This is a genomic window from Streptomyces sp. SD31 (assembly GCF_052068475.1).
Lineage (GTDB): Bacteria > Actinomycetota > Actinomycetes > Streptomycetales > Streptomycetaceae > Streptomyces.
This window is the reverse complement of sequence record NZ_JBQHCX010000030.1, coordinates 1-15,333: the sequence shown is the minus strand read 5'-3', so window position 1 is coordinate 15,333 and position 15,333 is coordinate 1. Positions and strand designations below refer to the sequence as shown.

Here is a 15,333-nt window from a genome sequence, read left to right as displayed (position 1 = left end):
CGAGATCCTCGCCTCCTACCGGGACATCATCACCCCAGTCGCCGAGCCCCACCTCCACATGACGGTCCAGAAGATCGAGCACAACGAAGCGACGGCCAGCGCATCGACGAGGAACCTCTGCTGCATGCCGCGCCTGTCCTTCAAGAAGAACTCGCCGGCCTGGCGCCCTTCGGGATCGAGATCGGCCCGCCCGTGCCTCCGCGTCCGCCGCCATCACGGACGTGTGGCCGGAGACCGAACTACACCACCTCGACCTGTGGGTACGGACCGGGCTCGGTGCCGCCGGCCTGACCCTGCCGCCACCGGCCGACTGGTTCTGGGGACACATGTCCTGCGGCTACGGCCTGCAGGACACTGGCACGCTCGGACTGGCGGCTCGCTCGGACCGGCACGAGGTCGTTAGGGGCGGGAGTGTTGCAACAGCACTGTTGCCTCTCGGTGGCTGCCAGACAAGTGCCTCTATCTCGCATCGCTGACCACGGGCCGACATGGGATGTGAACCAGCGCAGAGGGACAGCTAGGTAAGTTGGATCACTGTGGCGCTGAGCCGGCATCCAGATCCATAGCAAGGCTTGCCGAGATGGCGTCGAAGGCTTCCTCGACGCGGTGGGCGAGGGTCTCGGTGCCGCCGTGGCCGCGGCGCTTGTCGTAGCCGTCGGGGCCTCGTCCGGCGACCCAGTTGCGGGCGCCGCAGCGCCAGGTGCCAAAAGAGAACTCGCCGAGCAGGCGCAGCCGTACGTCCTCGCGGCTGTCAATGTCGAGGCACGCATTCGGCCCTGCATCCCGGCGCCCGCCCAGTCTGCGACCTCAACGGAATCCTCCGCGTCCGATGCGCGTACGGACTCATCCTGAGCCGACTACGGAAGGAGAACACCGACCTGCGCCGCACCCTCGTCCTGTACGAGGAGGTGATTCGCCAACTGTCCCTCGAAGACGATGCCCTGTGCGGCGGTGCCACGGTCGTGCCCCTGCCTACCCGCACCATGTCCGCTCCGCCAGCACGGTCCTGACCGCCAATCGAGTCGATGCCAGTGCCATCGGTCCTCCGATGCGGAACGCAGTTGTCCCGGGCCGCGCGGACGGAGCTCTCGCGCCTTCTGGACCGCCCTCAGCTCCTGTCTCCGGGGCCGTAGTTGAGGCACTGAAGAACCACCCGCGCAGCCCAGGACATCTACGGCATCGGCCTTGGCCTTCCGCTCGGCGCCTCCCTGGCGAACCCCATGCCCGGTGACAGACCGCTGACGGCGACATCGCCGCCCCGGCAGCCCCCTCGGCGTTCACTGCCGTCAAGAACGCCGAGACGGGACACCCGAGGAGGCGGCTGACCGGCGATCAGCTCAGTGCGTCGAGAGTATGCAGGATGTCGGCCGGTTCGGCGCGGGTGGTGTAGTCGGTGTTGACGAAGGCCCAGCGGATCACGCCGTCGCGGTCGATGACGTATGTGGCGGGCAGCGGGAGGGTGCGCGGGTGGCCGTCGTTGACGCGCTGGAGGTCGAAGCCGAGCTTGTCGTAGACGGCGGCGAGGTCGTCGGGGAGGTCGAAGGCGAGGCCGTACTGCTTGGCGGTGTCGGAGCCGATGTCGCTGAGGACGTCAAAGGCGAGGCCGTGCTTCTCCGACAGGGTGAGGGACTCGTCGGGGATCTGCGGGGAGACGGCCACCAGGCGGGCGCCGCGAGCGGTGATGCCCTCGTGATGCTGCTGGAGGGAGCGCAGGGCGATGTTGCAGTACGGACACCACGCGCCACGGTAGAAGGTCAGCACGACCGGCCCGTCAGTGAGCAGGTCGTCCAGGGCTAGGGTCTGCCCGGTCGCGGAGGGGAGGCTGAAGCGCGGGGCCTTGTCGCCCACAGTCAGGGCGAGGTCGGACTGGCCGGAGTCGGCGAGTTCCTGGCCGGCCCGCTGCATGATCTCCCGGATCTCGGCGGGGATCTGCTGCTGACGCGCTTCGTAGAAGGTGCGCAGTTCGGCGTTGAGGGTGGTCATGACGCTCGTTCCTCCTGGCTGACGGCTGGAGCGGGGCAAATCTTGAAACGACCGTTCCAAGATAAGGGTATGCGTAGTCCCGCGCCAGCCGTGAGGAGGTGTCGATGTGTCAGAGGCTGGTGAAGGGGCGATGGTCGGTCAGGGCGAGAGCCCGGATGAAAGCGCCGAGATGGACCACACGGCGGGCGAGGAAGCGGCGGAGGCGGGGTGTCTGCGACCCGTACGCGGCTGCCCAGAGGGCTGGTATGCGATTCATGGGGGCATGTTCGCGGCGAGCGGGCGGCCACCGGGCGGATCGTGGACGAAGCTGGACGGCTTCGCACCTGGCGGGCGTCCTGCCCCGCTCCGTATCTGTCAGCACCTTTGCGGCGTGCTGAACGGGGAGTATCTTGGAATCCCTATTTCAAGATGGCGGGGTGAAACATGCCGGACATCAAGCACTTCGATCCGGATGCCACCTTGGAGACCGTGGTGCGACTGTTCTGGCGGCAGGGCGTGGCCTCGACCGGGATCCAGGACGTGGTGACCGCGACCGGGCTGAACCGTTCCAGCCTGTACGCCACGTTCGGCGGTAAGCAGGAGCTCTACCTCGCCGCACTACGCCGTTACATGGAGCGGCGGTCCCAGCCGATGTTCCGGCGCCTGGCCGAGGACGAGCGGGGCCTGCCCGCGATCTCCGAGTTCTTCGGCGGCCTGATCGAGGCGCGTTGCTCGGGTGAGTACGCCCGCTGGGGCTGCATGGTCTCCAACGCGCACGCCGGGGCTGAGAACAGCGATCCTGAGGTACGCGCTGTCCTGGACCAGCACCACCGAGAGCTGCGCGAGGCAATGTACGCAGCCCTTGTCACCGCCGACCGCGAGGGGCAGCTCGCCCCCGGCGCCGACCCCGGAGCCTCCGCGGATCTGCTGGCGCTGCTCGCCTATGGCGTCAACCTGCGCTCCCGTGCCGGTGCGGATGCCGCGACGCTGGGCAGGACGGTGACCGCCGCGCTGGACTCGATCGGCGTCCGGGCGGCGGCGTAGAGGTGCGTGGATCCGGCTCAACTGGGGTTGGTTGCAGGTGAAGTGCCGGGTCGGAGCGTGGGGGCCGCCTTCTCTTCCGCTTCTGCCGCATCCGCCGTGTAGTCCCCGGGGGAGGTGACGTCGATGCCCTCGGGGGCCTTGGCTGCCTTCAGGACGAAGGTCAGCACCACCGTCACCACCATGTTCAGGACGAACGCCGTGAGGCCGATGTAGCCGATCTCGCCGATGCCGGGGATCTCCGCCGAGGAGCCGCCGAAGTGCTTCTGGGTCGGGGAGGCGACGCCGTACGCGGCGACCGTGCCGTAGATCATGCCGACCGCCCAGCCGGCCAGCAGGGCCCAGCGGTGGAACCAGCGGGTGAACAGGCCGCCGACCAGGGCCGGGAAGGTCTGCAGGATCCAGATGCCGCCCAGGAGCTGGAAGTTGATGGCGACCGTCTTGTCCATGGTGAGGACGAAGACCAGTGCACCGACCTTCACCAGCAGGGAGACGAGCTTGGAGACCTTGGTCTCTTGCGCGGGTGTCGCGTCCGGCTTGATGAAGTCCTTGTAGATGTTGCGGGTGAAGAGATTTGCCGCCGCGATGGACATGATGGCCGCGGGGACCAGCGCGCCGATGCCGATCGCCGCGAAAGCCACGCCCGCGAACCAGTCCGGGAACATGTCCTCGAACAGCTGCGGGATTGCCAGCTGCCCGTTGGTGACCTTGATGCCGGCTGCGATCGCCATGAAGCCCAGCAGGGCGAGCAGGCCCAGCATCAGGGTGTAGAGGGGCATCACCGTCGTACCGTCACCGTGCTCCAACGTCTCCACGACGCGCGGCTGCTGTTCCCCAACACCCTCCTCGTCAATGGGAAATCCGAGGCGGGACACCTGCGCGAACGCGTCGGCCGGGCCCGCAACGACTCCGGCTGCAACAAGGACATCACCGAACTGATCGACTGGATCAACGACTACTGCACGGCCCAACACCGCGACGACGCGATTCCCTCCGACCCCACCAATCCGAAGATCGCCCTCAGCCGCCTGCGCCGCACGCTCGCCTGGTTCATCGCCCGTCGGCCCCGCGGCCTGGTCGCCGCCGCGATCCAGTACGGCCACGTCCGCATCAACATGACCCTCGGCTACTCCGGCAACTACGCCTCCGGCTTCCCCGACGACCTGGCCTTCGAAGAATGGCTCGCCCGCCTCGAAACCCTCGCCGAAGCCCACGAGCAGCTACAGGCCGGCGAGCACGTCAGCGGCCCCGCCGCCGACACCTACCGCCACCGCGTCGCCGCCTCCGCCAAGTTCACCGGCCGTGTCCTGCGCACCACCCGCGAAGCCCACACCCTGCTCACCAACCCCGACCTGCAGATCTTCCCCGGCCAGGGCATGACCTGCGTTCTCGACCCCGCCCGCGCCGCCTGCCGGCTGAGTACTGACGAACGCAGCAGTCGCCGCACCCCCGACATCGACGACTGCAGACCCTCGTGCGTGAACATCGCCCGCACCGACCGCGACATCGACTTCCTGCGCACACGCGTCGACACCCTGCAGGCCATCGTCGACGACCCGCTCGCCCCACCCATCCGCCACGCACGCGAACAACACGAACTCGCCCGACTCCAGCAGGTCATCGCCAACCACCAGGAGCCCCGGCCATGAGCACGAACCGCACAGCGGAACGCGACGCCATCCAAGCGGCAATGCAACGCCTCCTGGCCGGCACGCCGACCCACTCGACCGGAGCCCTCACCGTCGTCCAGCTCGCCGCCGAAGCCGGAGTCAAACGCTGGGTCCTCACCCACAAACACCCCGACCTGCGACAGGAATTCGAAGCAGCCCGCGAAAGCGTCAACGGAATTCCTGCCGCGTTCCAAAACCTCCAGGCCAAAGTCGACGACCTCGAAGCCTCGAACAGAAGGCTGCGTGAGCACAACAGCGAACTTGCCGAACGAAATGAGATCTATGCCCAAGTCATCCACGCTCTCACTACCGAACTCGCCGAGCTGCGACAAGGCCGGTCCCTCCCAGCGAACGTCCGCCGTCTCCCGACCGAAGCCACAACACCACGGCGGACCTGACTCACCGACCCTCCGCCCAGGAGCAAGACCGCAACAGCCCCAAACAGGTGACAGTGGACTCATTCTCTACCTGGTGTCTCGCTTCTGAGCGAGATCCATTCCTTGTATTCCCGCCGGGGTGCTGCGGTCACACGTCCCGGCGTCGTACCACGAGCACCGCGATGGCCACTGCCGCGGTGGCCCACGCGCCGTACACGATCCACGCCTCGGTGACTGTCAGCGGGTACTTGCCCAGGTCGTGCGCGCGCTCCGGGTTCGTCACCAGCCGTTCCCAGGCGCTGAGCGGCATGGCGTTGCCGATCTCCTTGACCCAGCGGTAGCGCTCGCCCTGGAAGAGCGCCGGTACCAGCAACAGCAGGGCAATGACCGTGACGATGGAGCCGGCGGCGTGCCGGACGGCCGCACCCACCGCCATACCGACCAGCGCACACAGCGGTGCGAGCAGAGCGGCTGCGGCCGCGGCGCGCAGTGCGCCCGGGGCGCCCAGCGACAGGCCGCCGTGGTCTCGCAGCAGCATCTGGGTGACGCCGAAGGAGGTGCCGGAGACGAGCGTGCCGAGCGTCAGCATGACCACCGACACCACGGTCACCTTGGCGGCGATCACCGCCTGCCGGTCGGGGACGGCGGCGAAGGTCGTACGGATCAGCCCAGTTGAGTACTCGCCGAAGACCGCGATCGCCCCCACTGTCGCAGCGATGATCATGAACAGTTGCCAGGCGGGATCGACGAACGCCGTGGTGAGCGGATCGAACAGGAACTCAGGGCGGTCCGGGAACCCCGGCGGCTCCGGCGGCCGCTGTGTCTGATGCGCCAGCCGGTCCGCGTTGGACGCGGCGGAGTTCACATTGATGCCGATCACGGTCAACGCGCCGACGCCGAGCACCCAGTAGGTGGAGCGCAGCGACCAGAGTTTGATCCACTCGGCGGCGAGGAGATGACGGAACCGGGCGGGTACCCGGACCGAGGGGCGGGCGGGGGCTTTGTCGAGTACGGGGGTCATCGGGCAGCTCCTGCGGAGTATTCGACGCTCTCTGCGGTCAGTTCCATGAACGCCTCCTCCAGGGAGGCCGAGTGTGGGCTGAGTTCGTGCAGCCGCACCCCATGCGCGAAGGCGAGCTCGCCGATGCGGTCCGCGGGCAGACCGGTCACCGTGTACGCCCCGTCGAGCTCTGCCCGTACCTTCGCTCCCGCGTCCGCCAACAGCCCGGACAGGACGTCCGCGTCGGGCGTACGGACGCTCACCCGCAGTGGTGTGCTGCGGGCCGCGAAGTCCCGCAGGCTCTCCGCCGCGATCAGTCTGCCGCGGCCGATGACCATCAGTTCCTCGGCGGTCTGCTCCATCTCCCGCATCAGATGGCTGGAGACGAGCACGGTGCGGCCCTCGTCCGCCAGTTGCTTGAAGAGGTTCCGCACCCAGCGCACGCCCTCCGGGTCGAGGCCGTTGAGCGGCTCGTCGAAGAGCAGTACGGGCGGATCGCCGAGCAGGGCGGCGGCGATACCGAGCCGCTGTTTCATACCCAGGGAGAACCCGTCGATCCTACGGCGGGCCGCCTCTGCCATGCCTACCTCTGCCAGTACCTCCGCGACCCGCCTGCGTGGCAGTCCATTGCTGACCGCCAGCACCGTCAGATGAGCGCGGGCGGTGCGGCCGCCGTGCATGTCGTGGGCGTCGAGGAGGGCGCCGACGTGTCGCAGGCCGCGGGGGCGGTCGCCGAACGGCTGCCCGTCGACGGTGACGGTGCCGCCAGTGGGCTGGTTCAGCCCGAGGATCATCCGCAGCGTGGTGGTCTTGCCGGCACCGTTCGGGCCCAGGAACCCGGTGACCACGCCCGGGCGGACGGTGAAGGACAGGCGGTCGACGGCGGTGGTCTTGCCGTATCGCTTGGTGAGTTCGGTTGCTTCGATCACGGTGTCCACGCTGCCGGGGCGGATCCCGCTCAGGCATCGGGCTGCCGACCACAATCGGGGAGTCCGGGGTAGCCTCCGGGAGTACGCCCGTGGGCCAATGCCGGGCAGCGGGCCGCGTGCCTATGATCGGCGCATGAAAGCCCCGCTGGATGCTCCGCGGTCGCTCCTTGTCGAGATCCTGGCCTGGTGCTCAGGTATCGCATACGTGGTCCTGCTGTACGTCGTCGTGCTGAACACCGGCCGCGAACTGACCGGCATGCGCCTGGTGTTGGCCGCCCTGCCCTCCGTACTGTTGCTGCCCCTGGTGCTGCGTCGGCCGCTGCCCGCCCTGATGCTGCTGCTCACCGCCTCCTTCGCGGCGACCGTGCGGGCGGACTCGGTGATGGCTGCGGGACAGCACGTGATTGGCGGCATGCCGCACGCAGAGACGCAGGCGTGGCAGATCGCGTGTCTGCAGGCAGTGCTCTCCGATCTGACCGTCGGATGGATCGCGGCCACCCGGTCGCGGCTGACGGCGGCCATCGCCTCGATGGTGGCGCTCGGTGTACAGATCGGGGCCGCCAGTTACTACCGGGAGGGCTCCTCGTCGTTCCTTGCCGCCGCCGTCTTCCTGGCGCTGATGATGGTCACCGCTTGGACGGTCGGCTACTCGGTCCGCGAGCGCCGCCAGCACACGGCCGCCCTGCGGGCGCGGGCCGCTGAGCAGGCCGTCATCGCAGAGCGACTGCGGATCGCCCGGGAGCTGCACGACATGGTGGCGCACAGCATCGGCGTCATCGCCATCCAGGCCGGGGTGGGCCGGCGCGTCATCGACACCCAGCCGTCGGAGGCCCGCAACTCCCTCGCCGCCATTGAGGACACCAGCCGCGACACTCTGGCGGGCCTGCGCCGGATGCTCGGCGCGCTGCGGCAGGCGGACCCCAGGGACGGTGCACCGCTCGACCCGGCGCCGGTGCTCACCGATCTCGACAGGCTGGTGGAGCGGACCCGGGACGCGGGCGTGCGGGTGGACATCGAGTGGCGGGGGGAACGGCGGCCGCTGCCGACGGAGATCGAGCTGTCCGGGTACCGCATCATCCAGGAGGCGGTCACCAACGTGGTCCGCCACTCGGGCTCCAACGCCTGCCTGGTGACCATCGACTGCCAGGAGGACGATCTGTCCATCGAGATCACCGACGAGGGTCGCGGCCTGTCCGGCCTGCCCGGCGCAGCCGGCTACGGGCTGACGGGCATGAGGGAGCGAGCGGCGCTGCTGCACGGCGAGTTCACGGCCGGGCCGCGCGACGAGGGCGGCTTCCGCGTGGCGGCACGGCTCCCGCTGTCGGTGGCGGCCACATGATCAGGGTACTGCTCACCGACGACCAGCCGCTGGTCCGGCACGGGCTGCGGGTGCTGATCGCCGACCGCCCCGGGCTGGAGGTGGCGGGCGAGGCGGCGAACGGCGAGGAGGCGGTGCGGCTCGCGGAGCAGCTGGCGCCGGATGTGGTGGTGATGGACATCCGGATGCCCGGCATGGACGGCATCGAGGCCACCCGGTGGATCACCGCGGGCTCCACCACACCACCGAAGGTCCTCATCCTCACCACGTTCGACGACGACGAGTACGTCTACGGCGCCCTGCGCGCAGGGGCGAGCGGCTTCCTCGTCAAGGACATGGACATGGACCAGATCCTCACCGCGATCGAGGTCGTCGCCGCGGGTGATGCCCTCATCGCACCGAGCGTCACGCGCCGCCTGATCGCCGAGTTCGCTGCCCGCCCCGATGCCACCCCGCCGCCCCCGAGACCGGTGGAGAGCATTACCGTCCGCGAACGGGAAGTGCTCACCCTGGTCGGAAGTGGACTGTCCAATGCGGAGATCGCCACGCGGCTGCACATCAGCATGGCCACGGCCAAGGCCCATGTGGGCAGGCTGCTGACAAAGCTGGACGCGCGAGACCGAGTGCAACTGGTCATCATGGCGTACGAGCTGGGGCTAGTAACGCCGACGCGGGGATAGGGCTCCGACCAGGGCTGATCGCGATTCTCGGCCGGAAACGCGCTCTGGCCCGCAGCAGGCCAGCGTCGTTGGTGGTAGCACCATTAAGTTGCGGGCCACCGCAATGAGGCGTCGCAGGGCGGTACGTGCGGGTGGGCCCCAGGGGGTTTGCCGCCGGGGCAACCGTGAACGTCAGCTTCTCCGATGAGGACGCCGCTGAGGGCTTTCAGCACCGCCCAGCCGCGGGCGCGGCGCAGGGTCGCGGCATCCAGGGCTGGCGGGTAGGCGCGGTGGAAGCGGTCGGCGGCACCGTCCGGCAGTAGCACCCAAGTGGCAGCGAGATCGCAGGCCGGATCGCCCGCGCGAAGTCGATCACGCCGCAGAAGGTGCCGCCTGGGTCATGCGGAGCAACCGTACTCAAGCGGCGGCCCGCCACTGATGCCCCTCCCACCGTCGCAGAACGTCACAAACCAGCAGTTCTGACACAGCTTCCCAAGCCGCGATTCAGCGGCTCTTCGCCGGCGCACCCGCCCGATCGACCGGTGCCCTCACCGTCGTCCAGCTCGCCGCCGAAGCCGGAGTCAAACGCTGGGTCCTCACCCACAAACACCCCGACCTGCGACAGGAATTCGAAGCAGCCCGCGAAAGCGTCAACGGAATTCCTGCCGCGTTCCAAAACCTCCAGGCCAAAGTCGACGACCTCGAAGCCTCGAACAGAAGGCTGCGTGAGCACAACAGCGAACTTGCCGAACGAAATGAGATCTATGCCCAAGTCATCCACGCTCTCACTACCGAACTCGCCGAGCTGCGACAAGGCCGGTCCCTCCCAGCGAACGTCCGCCGTCTCCCGACCGAAGCCACAACACCACGGCGGACCTGACTCACCGACCCTCCGCCCAGGAGCAAGACCGCAACAGCCCCGAACAGGTGACAGAGGTGCCGGTATCCAGTCCAGCGCCATGCTCGCCCTCTCCGCACAAGGCATACTCCCGAAGGTCGACTACGCAATTTTCGCCGACACGGGCTGGGAACCGAGAGCCGTTTATTCCCATCTCGACCGGCTGGAGCGTGAAATAGCCAGACCCGCAGGCATACCCGTTCTTCGCGTATCGTCCGGAAACATACGCGAGGATGCCCTGGACCCCGACCACAGGTTTGCGTCAATGCCGCTCTACGTCCTGAACAAGGACGGAAATCCGGGTATGACCAGGCGCCAATGTACCGGGGAATATAAAATTAAGCCGATCAAGAAAAAGGTCCGCGAAATACTCGGCTATCCCTATCCGACACGCATCCCCAAGGGGATCTTCGTCGAGCAGTGGGTCGGCATCTCCACCGACGAATTCCACCGGGCCAAGGACGCCGACGTCAAGTACATGCGCAACCGGCACCCGCTCATCGACATGGGCTGGTCAAGAAGCGACTGCGTCCGCTATCTGACGTCGCTCGGCCTGGCCGACACCCCGAAATCGAGCTGCCTCGGGTGCCCTTTCCACGGAAACGCCCAATGGCGCAACATCCGCGACAACTCCCCACAGGAATGGGAAGACGTAGTGGAGTTCGACGCGGCCATCCGCAAGGGAAACGCCCGCGCCAACGCCACCGGCAACCGTCTGCTCGGCGAGGCGTTTCTCCACCGCTCCCGCGTCCCTCTCAGCGAAGCCCCGATCGATCACGTCACCGCCGCCGAATGGGCGGCGATGCAGCAAGAACTCACCGAGAGCGGACCGGACCTGGATGAGCTGGAGCAGGGCGTCGTCGACGGCTGTTCCCCGTGGGCCTGCCGCGGTGAAGTCGAGCCGGTACAGGAAGACTTCGGACTGGCCTCTTGACCATCCTGGACCTGTTTGCGGGACCGGGGGGATGGAGCCACTCACTTGACGTCCTCGGCGTACGGGACGTGGGCCTGGAATGGGACGAGTGGGCCTGCAAAACCCGGGCAGCGGCAGGGCAGTTGACCATTCGCACCGACGTGGCGCTGTATCCCGTCTGGTCCTTCCTCGGAAAAACCGCCGGGCTCATCGCGAGCCCGCCCTGCCAGGCATGGTCCATGGCCGGCAAGCGCCTCGGCCTGGTGGACCAGCCCCTGGTCCACCAGGCGGTCGCCGACCTCGCCACCGGCCGCGACACCCGCAAGCAGCTCCTGGCCGCCTGCCGTGACGAGCGCTCCCTGCTGGCGGCCGAGCCGATGCGCTACCTGCATGCCCTCAACACGGTCGGCGAGCCGGAGTGGGTGGCCATGGAGGAGGTCCCCGACGTGCTGCCGCTGTGGCACCAGTACGCGGCCGTCCTGCGCGGCTGGGGGTTCTCGGTCTGGTACGGGATCCTCAATGCCGCCGACTTCGGCGTTCCGCAGACGCGGAGGCGGGCGATTCTGCTCGCCTCCCGGGTCCGTACGGCACAGCCTCCAACGCCGACGCACTCCCAAGTCGCTGAGCCCGAATCGCTGTTCGGTCCGGGCCGCGCCCGCTGGGTGAGCATGGCTGAGGCGCTCGGGTGGGGCGCGACCGACCGGCCTGTCCCCACCGTTTGCGCCGGCGGCGGACCCGGCGGCGGGCCCGAGCCTTTCCCTTCGGGCTCCCGAAAGACGCTGTCCGATGCCCGGGAGCGCGGCACCTGGATGCCGCGACCGGACGGAGTGGTTCTACAGTCCCGCCGCGAAGGCGCAGGGTGGGCGGCGCGGCACGGCACCAACCGTGCCGCCAGCGCTCCGGCGCCGACGTTCACCGCCGAGGCCCACCGTTGGTCTTGGTCGCTGCGCAGCAACAACCAGGCCAACGCCACCGTCCGGTCCATCGAGGAGCCGGCGGGCACGCTGTTTTTCGGACACCGCGCGAACGAGTGCGTATGGGTCGCAGAACCGGCCGCTGCGCCGGCACAGGACACGGAGGCTCCCGATGTGCCGGAGCCGATCCGGATCACCACCCGCGAGGCGGGCCTCCTGCAGACCTTCCCCGCCGACTACCCCTGGGCCGGCAACAAGGGCCAGGTCTTCAGCCAGATCGGCAACGCGGTCCCACCGTTGCTCGCTGGCCACCTCCTCGCCCCGCACCTCGGCGTCACCCTCGACCCCGACGATTTCACCCTGGCTGCCTGATGCCCCACAGCCCCGAATCCGACGAAGACGACCTCGACGACCTGCCCGACACACATCCGCCGCAGCCCGTGCGCTACGCCGAGCAGGCCCTCCTCGGTGCCCTCCTCCTCGACCCGCATCGGCTCGGCGACGTGACCGGGATTACCGCCGACTCGTTCTCCACCGCCGCGCACGCCGCCCTGTTCGCCGCGATCAGCACCCTGCCCCCGCCCGATCCGGCCGAGCACGCGAAGAACACCAAGTGGCTCGACCAGGTGCTCGCCGCCGGCCGCGAGCAGGCGCGCGGACTGTCCGTCTCATACCTGCACACCCTCATCCAGATCTGCCCCTGGCCCCGCCACGCGCCGGCCTACGCGCGCATGGTCGAGGCCGAACACGCCCGCCGCCGTCTGCAGGCCGCCGCGGAACGCCTCGTCCAGACCGTCCACGATGTCTCCCTCCCCCACCCTGTCCAGACGGTGCTCGCCGAGGCCGACGCGCTCGCCGCGGTCGTAGACGACATCGCGAGCCGCTTCCCGCCGCGCGCCGGCGTCCTGCCCCGCACCACGGCACCGCCGCGGACCATCGCGCCCGACTACACCGAGGCGGTCGAGGAGGAGCAGCTGCTGCTCGCGACCGCCACCGCGCACCCCGCAGATACCGAGTCCGTCCGGTGGCTGCTCCCCGAGGACTTCAACCGGCCGCTGCACGCCGGGCTGTGGCAGTGCCTGACCACCCTCGCTCGCCGCCGCGAGCCCGTCGACCCCGTCACCGTTCTGTGGGAAGCCCAGCAGCGCGGTCTGCTGGACGACGGAAGTGAACCGGGCGAGGTGCTCCGCCTGCTGGCCGAACCGGCTGGGTCCGTGGAGCACTGGGGCGAGCGGGCCCTGCAGCGTTCCCTCCTGGCCACCGCAGAGCACACCGGCCGGCAGATCGAGGCGTACGCCGGCGACCTGGCGAACACCCCGTTCCAGCTCGTCGTCGGCGCCCGCCGCTCCCTCGCCGACATCGGCGCCGTCCGCACCCGCTGGCAGCACGCCACCGGAACGGTCCCGCCGCAGCGACCGCGCCCGGCGCCCACCACCCGTGCCGGCCCGCCGACCACCACGCCCGCGCGCACCGCCCGCGCCGCGCGAGCAACCCGATAGCCCCCGCATACGCCGGTGGCCGGACCCGAAGGCCCGGCCACCGGCAGAAGAGACGACACCCCAACGTGACTCCCACCATCGACGCCCACGTCCGCCTCGACACCCACCCCACCCATCCCAGCGCCGTGACCGCCGTCCTGACCGGTACACAGGCCCACGTTGTCCACCTGAGCCTGGAGGCTGCCGACTGGACTGTCGTCGCTGACAACGTGCTGGTCCTGGTCCGCATCGACCATGAGGAGCCCTACTGGGCGCAGGACGCGGCCAAGCACCTGTCCGCCGAAGGCATCGCCGTCGAGATCACCCCTCGGCTCCGGGAGGCCATTGACGAAGAATGGACCTGGGCCAACTACCCGATGCCCTGGTGCACCCGCAGCGAAATCCGCGAGGTCTCCAACGAGGCCCAGAAGATCCACGACGACATCCGCCATGGTCAGCTCCTCATCCACGCCCACGCCTACGACGGCCACACCACCGTCGCGGTCGGCACCTACCTCGGCCGCAACGGCAAGTCCGTCTATCTCCACGGCGAGGACCACCTGCGCCAGGTCGCCGACACCTTCGACTCACCCGCTGGGGCCATGCTCGCCTTCGAAAAGGTCCACAGCGCCGAGATGCACCCTGGGCCAGCGCCCCTGACCGACACCGAACGCGCCGCCGCCGAAGCCCGCACCCCACTCGCCCTCACCGCAGCCACGACCGAACCGGCCCGCCTGGAGCCGGAAACCGTCCCGGCCTACCTGGCCGATGCCGGCGATCACGACGCCCTCCTCAACACCTTCCTCGACGCACACGGCGACTGGGAGAAGTGGCGGACCTGGTCGGACGAGACAACCCACGCCATCCACGAATCCCAGACCCTGCGCATCGAGCGCGTCCACGAAACCCCCGCCCACGAAACCGCGTGGACCGTGGCCGCCTACGAGACTCCCGTCTCCGACCGCATGTGGGTCCTCACCGCGACCGGCGCCACCCCTGCCCCGGTGCTGCAGGAACTGCTGAACCACCTCGCCGACGGCGACGGCTGGGACACGGCCATCGGCGCCCCGGTGGACGAGAAGATGGTCACCGCGGCCACGCAGCCCCTCTCCGACGCCGGATGGAAGCACACCGTGGACGGGCGATGGATCCGCTGGACATCCCCCACCGGGGACGCAGGCGTCCAGTTCGACGCCTTCACCGCACAGCACCCGAGCCAGAACCTGGCCACCTGGACCGTCTGGGCCGGTCCCGATCCCGACAGGCCCACCTGGACCATCACCGCGTCCCCGCACACCCCGAGTTCGCTGCTGGCCGATCTCTCCGAAACCCTCGCCCACGAAACCGGCCTTCGCCGCCCGCAGACCGCGGGCCCCGAACGCAGGACGACCCTCTTCACCAGCCCACCGGCCGCTCCGGCGGTCACGGCCGGTCCCGCTGCCAGCCGTTCACTCTGATCATCGGCACGCGAGAGCGGAGCAACATAGCGCGGGATCGCCGGTTAGCCAAACCGGCGATCCCGCGCACCATTGAGCGGTGTGCATCGGGAAACTCACAGGTCAAGTGGGCTGGTGTGCGTGCACCTTGGCGAGCTCGCGCTGGTCGGCGGCAGGTGTCCACGACGAAGATCGTCTGCCAGGGCGGCCGGAGCGGTTCGACGCCTCTGACCGAGATCCGCGTGAAAGGGGACGGGCAGGACGAGCCCGTAGCGCTGCCGCTGTGACCCGCTCGTAGAACACAGAGTAGAGCGGGGCCTGGAGCGCGGAGCCGAGGCGCCCGTCCGGCGCCCCCAGATCACGGCTCGGACACCGGGCATCAAGTAGCCCGCTGAGAGAGCCGCTGTATCAACGGACCGCCATCGACCTAGCCCCCGCCGAGGTCACCGAGTGGTACCTCATCCAGGCCTGGCCGGCACCGGCCCAAGATGTGGCGGTACTCCGCCAGACCGACAGCTACGGAGCCTCAGTCCGAGCACACTGAAGCGGCCACGGAACCATGACGCTGCCTCGTCCGCCTTCACAGTCGGGCGGGGCGGCGCACGTCGAGCAGAGTGGTCGCCTCGACCTGGCCATCAGTCACGACAAGCACCGTTGCAGTACTAGGGTCCGTCTTCAAACGGATCTTGCCCAGAGCAGGAACGATGCGAGCGTGACCGCCGCCTCGTAAGAGGTGGC

14 protein-coding genes and 2 pseudogenes are annotated in these 15,333 nt (G+C 68.9%); 9 read left to right on the top strand and 7 right to left on the bottom strand.

Annotated features, from left to right (window positions below):
- Positions 1-1,332: 1,332 nt before the first annotated feature.
- Both ACTMVF_RS41255 and ACTMVF_RS41250 read right to left on the bottom strand, forming a co-directional pair.
- Positions 1,333-1,983, bottom strand: coding sequence for a peroxiredoxin-like family protein (locus ACTMVF_RS41255; RefSeq protein ID WP_441276236.1), 651 nt, complete (start codon positions 1,981-1,983; stop codon positions 1,333-1,335).
- A 109-nt stretch (positions 1,984-2,092) separates the two neighbouring features.
- Complete coding sequence (locus ACTMVF_RS41250; protein ID WP_401867663.1) at positions 2,093-2,239, bottom strand: hypothetical protein; 147 nt, start codon at positions 2,237-2,239, stop codon at positions 2,093-2,095.
- Between the two features lie 167 nt (positions 2,240-2,406).
- Between ACTMVF_RS41250 and ACTMVF_RS41245 the strand changes: the two genes are divergently transcribed.
- On the top strand, positions 2,407-3,006 hold the full coding sequence (locus ACTMVF_RS41245; protein ID WP_441276235.1) for a TetR/AcrR family transcriptional regulator: 600 nt from the start codon (positions 2,407-2,409) through the stop codon (positions 3,004-3,006).
- A 17-nt stretch (positions 3,007-3,023) separates the two neighbouring features.
- Here ACTMVF_RS41245 and ACTMVF_RS41240 read toward each other — a convergent pair.
- A pseudogene (locus ACTMVF_RS41240) lies at positions 3,024-3,791 on the bottom strand (sodium:solute symporter family transporter); the annotation flags it as partial.
- 9 nt (positions 3,792-3,800) lie between these two features.
- Between ACTMVF_RS41240 and ACTMVF_RS41235 the strand changes: the two are divergent.
- Both ACTMVF_RS41235 and ACTMVF_RS41230 read left to right on the top strand, forming a co-directional pair.
- Positions 3,801-4,652, top strand: a complete 852-nt coding sequence (locus ACTMVF_RS41235; protein WP_441276234.1) for a hypothetical protein — start codon at positions 3,801-3,803, stop codon at positions 4,650-4,652.
- Complete coding sequence (locus ACTMVF_RS41230) at positions 4,649-5,071, top strand: hypothetical protein (protein ID WP_441276233.1); 423 nt, start codon at positions 4,649-4,651, stop codon at positions 5,069-5,071. Before ACTMVF_RS41235 ends, ACTMVF_RS41230 begins: the two co-directional genes overlap by 4 nt.
- 127 nt (positions 5,072-5,198) lie before the next feature.
- Here the strand turns inward: ACTMVF_RS41230 and ACTMVF_RS41225 are convergent, their stop codons facing one another.
- Together ACTMVF_RS41225 and ACTMVF_RS41220 are read right to left on the bottom strand one after the other, a co-directional pair.
- A complete protein-coding gene (locus tag ACTMVF_RS41225; protein WP_441276232.1) occupies positions 5,199-6,071 on the bottom strand; it encodes an ABC transporter permease in 873 nt (290 codons plus the stop codon).
- Entirely contained in the window at positions 6,068-6,979 is a 912-nt protein-coding gene (locus ACTMVF_RS41220) for an ABC transporter ATP-binding protein (protein WP_441276231.1), read from the bottom strand. The genes ACTMVF_RS41225 and ACTMVF_RS41220 overlap by 4 nt, the downstream gene beginning before the upstream one ends.
- Positions 6,980-7,112: 133 nt before the next feature.
- Here ACTMVF_RS41220 and ACTMVF_RS41215 point away from each other — a divergent pair, with 133 nt between their 5' ends.
- Positions 7,113-8,318, top strand: coding sequence for a sensor histidine kinase (locus tag ACTMVF_RS41215; RefSeq protein ID WP_441276230.1), 1,206 nt, complete (start codon positions 7,113-7,115; stop codon positions 8,316-8,318).
- Positions 8,315-8,977, top strand: a complete 663-nt coding sequence (locus ACTMVF_RS41210) for a response regulator (RefSeq protein WP_441276229.1) — start codon at positions 8,315-8,317, stop codon at positions 8,975-8,977. Before ACTMVF_RS41215 ends, ACTMVF_RS41210 begins: the two co-directional genes overlap by 4 nt.
- A 99-nt stretch (positions 8,978-9,076) precedes the next feature.
- On the opposite strand, the pseudogene ACTMVF_RS41205 reads toward ACTMVF_RS41210, so the two are convergent.
- Both ACTMVF_RS41205 and ACTMVF_RS41200 read right to left on the bottom strand, forming a co-directional pair.
- Positions 9,077-9,347: pseudogene (locus ACTMVF_RS41205) on the bottom strand (phosphotransferase); the annotation flags it as partial.
- Between the two features lie 72 nt (positions 9,348-9,419).
- Positions 9,420-9,770, bottom strand: a complete 351-nt coding sequence (locus ACTMVF_RS41200; RefSeq protein ID WP_441276228.1) for a hypothetical protein — start codon at positions 9,768-9,770, stop codon at positions 9,420-9,422.
- Positions 9,771-9,915: 145 nt separating this feature from the next.
- Here ACTMVF_RS41200 and ACTMVF_RS41195 point away from each other — a divergent pair, with 145 nt between their 5' ends.
- The 4 genes from ACTMVF_RS41195 (at position 9,916) to ACTMVF_RS41180 (ending at position 14,616) form a co-directional block, all read left to right on the top strand.
- Positions 9,916-10,788, top strand: a complete 873-nt coding sequence (locus ACTMVF_RS41195) for a hypothetical protein (protein WP_441276227.1) — start codon at positions 9,916-9,918, stop codon at positions 10,786-10,788.
- Positions 10,785-12,053 carry a DNA cytosine methyltransferase gene (locus ACTMVF_RS41190; protein WP_441276226.1) on the top strand — a complete coding sequence of 423 codons (1,269 nt, stop codon included), beginning with the start codon at positions 10,785-10,787 and terminating at the stop codon, positions 12,051-12,053. Before ACTMVF_RS41195 ends, ACTMVF_RS41190 begins: the two co-directional genes overlap by 4 nt.
- Complete coding sequence (locus ACTMVF_RS41185) at positions 12,053-13,180, top strand: DnaB-like helicase N-terminal domain-containing protein (protein ID WP_441276225.1); 1,128 nt, start codon at positions 12,053-12,055, stop codon at positions 13,178-13,180. The genes ACTMVF_RS41190 and ACTMVF_RS41185 overlap by 1 nt, the downstream gene beginning before the upstream one ends.
- 65 nt (positions 13,181-13,245) lie before the next feature.
- The gene (locus ACTMVF_RS41180; RefSeq protein ID WP_441276224.1) at positions 13,246-14,616 is read left to right on the top strand and encodes a DUF317 domain-containing protein; all 1,371 of its coding nucleotides are present in this window, start codon (positions 13,246-13,248) and stop codon (positions 14,614-14,616) included.
- The last annotated feature ends 717 nt before the right edge of the window (positions 14,617-15,333 follow it).

What these genes read in the sequence shown, in the direction of transcription:
- ACTMVF_RS41255 (WP_441276236.1), bottom strand. Translation starts at nt 1,983, where the DNA reads ATGACCACCCTCAACGCCGAACTGCGCACCTTCTACGAAGCGCGTCAG.
- ACTMVF_RS41215 (WP_441276230.1), top strand. Translation starts at nt 7,113, where the DNA reads ATGAAAGCCCCGCTGGATGCTCCGCGGTCGCTCCTTGTCGAGATCCTG.
- ACTMVF_RS41245 (WP_441276235.1), top strand. Translation starts at nt 2,407, where the DNA reads ATGCCGGACATCAAGCACTTCGATCCGGATGCCACCTTGGAGACCGTG.
- ACTMVF_RS41210 (WP_441276229.1), top strand. Translation starts at nt 8,315, where the DNA reads ATGATCAGGGTACTGCTCACCGACGACCAGCCGCTGGTCCGGCACGGG.
- ACTMVF_RS41185 (WP_441276225.1), top strand. Translation starts at nt 12,053, where the DNA reads ATGCCCCACAGCCCCGAATCCGACGAAGACGACCTCGACGACCTGCCC.
- ACTMVF_RS41225 (WP_441276232.1), bottom strand. Translation starts at nt 6,071, where the DNA reads ATGACCCCCGTACTCGACAAAGCCCCCGCCCGCCCCTCGGTCCGGGTA.
- ACTMVF_RS41250 (WP_401867663.1), bottom strand. Translation starts at nt 2,239, where the DNA reads ATGAATCGCATACCAGCCCTCTGGGCAGCCGCGTACGGGTCGCAGACA.
- ACTMVF_RS41195 (WP_441276227.1), top strand. Translation starts at nt 9,916, where the DNA reads ATGCTCGCCCTCTCCGCACAAGGCATACTCCCGAAGGTCGACTACGCA.
- ACTMVF_RS41230 (WP_441276233.1), top strand. Translation starts at nt 4,649, where the DNA reads ATGAGCACGAACCGCACAGCGGAACGCGACGCCATCCAAGCGGCAATG.